Source organism: uncultured Anaerotruncus sp., assembly GCF_902490045.1.
Classification (GTDB): Bacteria; Bacillota; Clostridia; order Oscillospirales; family Ruminococcaceae; genus Anaerotruncus.
Genome location: NZ_CABUCJ010000172.1, coordinates 1 through 3,604, shown reverse-complemented (window position 1 = coordinate 3,604; position 3,604 = coordinate 1). Strand labels below are relative to the sequence as shown.

Here is a 3,604-nt window from a genome sequence, read left to right as displayed (position 1 = left end):
GTTCCGTGCCGGACAGCCGGTCAGCCCTCGTCGGGCTCCTCCGGCTGGTCCCAGTTGTGGTAGACGTTCTGCACGTCGTCGTTGTCGTCGAACATGTCGAGCAGCTTCTCCATCTTCTGGGCGAGCTCCTCGTCGTCGATCTTCACCTTGGTCATCGGGATGTACTCGACCTCGGCGGAATCGTAGGTGTAGCCCATCTGCTCGAGCGCGCCCGCCACCTTCGCCACGTCGTTGGGCTCGGTGTAGATTTCAATCACGTCGTCTGAGCTGTAGTCGTAGTCGGTCGCCCCGCACTCGAAGCAGTCGTCCATGACCTTTTCCTCGTCGTATTTTCCTTCCTCGTTGTCGATGACGATGACGCCCTTCTTTTCAAACAGGAAGGAGACGCTCCCGTTCTGGCCGAGATTGCCGCCGCACTTGTCGAAGTAATGGCGCAGGTCGCCCGCCGTGCGGTTGCGGTTGTCGGTGAGGGTTTCCACGATGACCGCCACACCCGAAGGACCGTAACCCTCGTATGTAATCTCCTCGTAGTCCTCCTTGCTGTCCCCCGCCTTTTTGAGCAGGCGCTCGATGTTTTCGTTCGGGACGTTGTTCGCCTTCGCCTTCGCGATCAGCGTCGCCAGCTTGGAGTTGTTCGCCGGGTCGGCCCCGCCCTCGCGCGCCGCGACGGTGATCTCGCGCCCGATCTTCGTAAAGATTTTCGCGCGCGCGCCGTCGGTCTTTTCCTTCTTGCGTTTGATGTTTGCCCATTTGGAATGTCCGGACATATCCTTCAACCTCTCTTTGAAATCATGGTTTAGCGGTGTTTCGCCATTCTTTCTTTTTTCCTCTGAAAGAAAGAAGCAAAGAAAAATCGCTTCTCAGGACCAGCCTTCCGCGCCTGCGGGCGCGGCAAGGGGCTCCGCCCCTTGACCCCGCCGCCTTTTAAAAAAGGCGGGCGAAAATGTTTATTGATTCTCCGCCTCACGGGTCGCGTGTACGGAGAAGAACGCGGAAATCCTGACAAAAGTTTTCGCCGCCACTTGCCCTTACGGGCAAATGGTGTCTCCATTCGGGCGGTCGCTACGCGACAGGTCTTTTTCAAAAGGCCGTTTCATGATTTCCCGTTCCCCCCGTTCTCTTCCGCAGCCACGCGCCGGGCGGGACGGGAAACGGGCAGGGGATGCGGTAATGACGCATCGGATGGCAGGCCGCCTCCACGGCGCCCTCCTCCGGGTCCTCGACCGCCGTGATGGGGAGGGGGCGCGGACCCCCGCGCGGAAGCAGCAGCTCCGCCTCCTCGCCGCGGAAAAACCGGTTGCGCAGGCTCACTTCGAGCACGCCGTCCGACCAGCTCTCCGCCATGGCGAGCACCTCCCAGCCGCAGAGGGAACCGCCGAACGCGGCGTTCTGGCCGGGCGCGCCGAAATAGAAGCCGGTCGAATAGGGCCGGTGGCTCACCTTCCCCACCTCTTCGAGCGCCCAGGGAGGAGGCTCCCGCCGCTGCATCCACGCGTCGAGCGCGGCCCGGTAGGCGGCGGTGACGGAGGCGGTGTAATAGGCCGATTTGGCGCGCCCCTCGATCTTGAAGGAGGAGACGCCCGCTTCCGCCAACGCGCCGACATGTTCGATCATGCACAGGTCGTTCGCGTTGAGGATGTAGCTGCCCCGCTCGTCCTCCCCGATGGGGAAGTACTGCCCGGGACGCTTCTCCTCCACAAGGCGGTAGCGCCAGCGGCAGGGCTGCGCGCAGGCGCCCCGGTTGGCGTCCCGGCCGGTGAGGTGGCTGCTGAGCAGGCAGCGCCCCGACACCGACATGCACATCGCGCCGTGGACGAACGCCTCCAGCTCGAGCTCGGGCGGGGTGTTGTCCCGGATGCGGCGGATTTCCGCGAGCGAAAGCTCGCGCGCCAGCACGACGCGGGAGGCCCCGAGCCTGTAAAGCTCGGCTGCGGTCAGGTGGTTGACGACCCCCGCCTGGGTGGAGACGTGCAGCGGGATTTCCGGCACGGTGCGGCGCGCGAGCATCATCACGCCGAGGTCGGCGGCGATGAGCGCGTCCGCGCCCGCCGCACGCGCCGCGCGGAAAAAGTCCGGCAGCGCCTGTGCCTCCGCGCAGGAGGGCAGGGTGTTGCACACGAGATAGGCGCGCGCGCCGTTTTCATGCGCGAAGGAGACCGCCCCGGCGAGCGCGTCCGGCCCGAGGGAGGCCGCGGCGCGCATATTGAACAATTCGGAGCCCAGGTAGACCGCGTCCGCGCCGAAGCGCACGGCGGATTCCAGCTGCTCCCGGCCGCCCGCCGGGGAGAGTAGTTCTGGCTTTTGCAAGGGAACGCTCCTTTTTACTGCTGCGGCTCGCTTTCGCCGCCCTCGCCCGGCATCGTGATGCCGTGGTCGACCCCGATGCCTGCCGCCGCGATGTTCGCCGCGTGCTCCTCGATCGTGGCCGCGTAGTAGAACTTGCCGTCCTTGTCCGCGAGGAAGTAGTAGTAATCGGTGTTCTGCGGATAGATCGCGGCCTTGATCGCGTCGACGCCCGGGTTGGAGATCGGCCCGACGGGCAGGCCGTCGCACACATAGGTATTGTATGCGTCGTACATCGGCTGATTGACCGGATCATCCGGATTTTCGAGATAGGGCTTGATGTCGTTTTCGACGTAGAAGATCGTCACGTCCGACTGGAGCTTCGGGAACTGCGCGGGATTTTGGAGGCGCTTGTGGAAGATGGAGGAGACCATCTTCATGTCCTCGGTGCGGCCCGCCTCCTTCTGGATGACCGACGCCAGCGTGACCGCCTGGTCGAGCGTCAGGTTCTGCGCCTTCATCTGCTGCTGGAGCTCGTCGGTGTTGACCATCTGGTCGAAGCGGTTGAAGAACTTCTGCACCACGGTGCCCAGATCCTCGCCCACGTAGAAGTCGTAGGTGTCGGGGAAGAAATAGCCCTCGTAGCGGCGGTAGCGGTTCTCTCCGGCGGGGATGTCGGCCAGGAAGGGGTACCGCTCCTCAAACGCCGCGCCGTTCTCCTCGAGGTAGCGGAAGAGGTCCTCCTTGGCGCAGACGCCGTTCTCCTCGAGCTTGTCCGCGATATCCGAAAGGGTCCAGCCCTCATAGAAGATGAGGGTGACCTGCTCCGGCCCGGTGCCCGAGCGGAAGGCGACGAAAATTTCGTCGTAGCTCATGTTGGTGTTGAGGGTATAGTCGCCGGGGAAGAAGGAATCCGGGGAGACCTTCTTGAGCGTTGCGTAGAGGCGGAAGGTCAGCGGCTGGGTGACGACGCCCTCCTTCTGGAGCATCGAGGCGATCTCGGAGATCGACAGCTCCTCGTCGGGCAGTTCAAAGCTCACCTCGCCCTCGGGCTTATTGAGGCCGAACATGTCGCTCGCGCTCTGCAGCGCGAACATCGCCAGAAAGACCGAAAGCCCGAGCACGACGACCAGCACGAGGAGCGCCTTGAACCAGCGGCCCGCGCCGCCGCCCGAATGGCGGTCCCCGCCGTCTCCGCCGCCCGACCGGCGGCCTCCGCCCCCGCCGCCCTTCGGCGGGCGCGGCGACGAGGTCGACGGCTCGTAGAATTCCTCGTCGTCGATCTGCACCTTGAATTCACGCTTGCGCGCGGTCTGGGGGC

3 protein-coding genes are annotated in these 3,604 nt (G+C 64.2%); all 3 read right to left on the bottom strand.

Annotated elements, in window-relative coordinates:
- Nucleotides 1–20: 20 nt before the first annotated feature.
- Nucleotides 21–767, bottom strand: coding sequence for a YebC/PmpR family DNA-binding transcriptional regulator (locus RDM88_RS12190; RefSeq protein ID WP_308755097.1), 747 nt, complete (start codon nt 765–767; stop codon nt 21–23).
- A gap of 313 nt (nt 768–1,080) precedes the next feature.
- Nucleotides 1,081–2,307: a U32 family peptidase C-terminal domain-containing protein gene (locus RDM88_RS12185; protein ID WP_308755096.1), complete on the bottom strand. Its 1,227-nt coding sequence runs from the start codon at nt 2,305–2,307 to the stop codon at nt 1,081–1,083.
- 14 nt (nt 2,308–2,321) lie between these two features.
- On the bottom strand, nt 2,322–3,604 hold a 1,283-nt coding region (mltG, locus tag RDM88_RS12180), incomplete at its 5' end, for an endolytic transglycosylase MltG (protein WP_308755095.1).

Coding starts and splice junctions, on each gene's coding strand:
- RDM88_RS12190 (WP_308755097.1), bottom strand. CDS start 767: ATGTCCGGACATTCCAAATGGGCAAACATCAAACGCAAGAAGGAAAAG.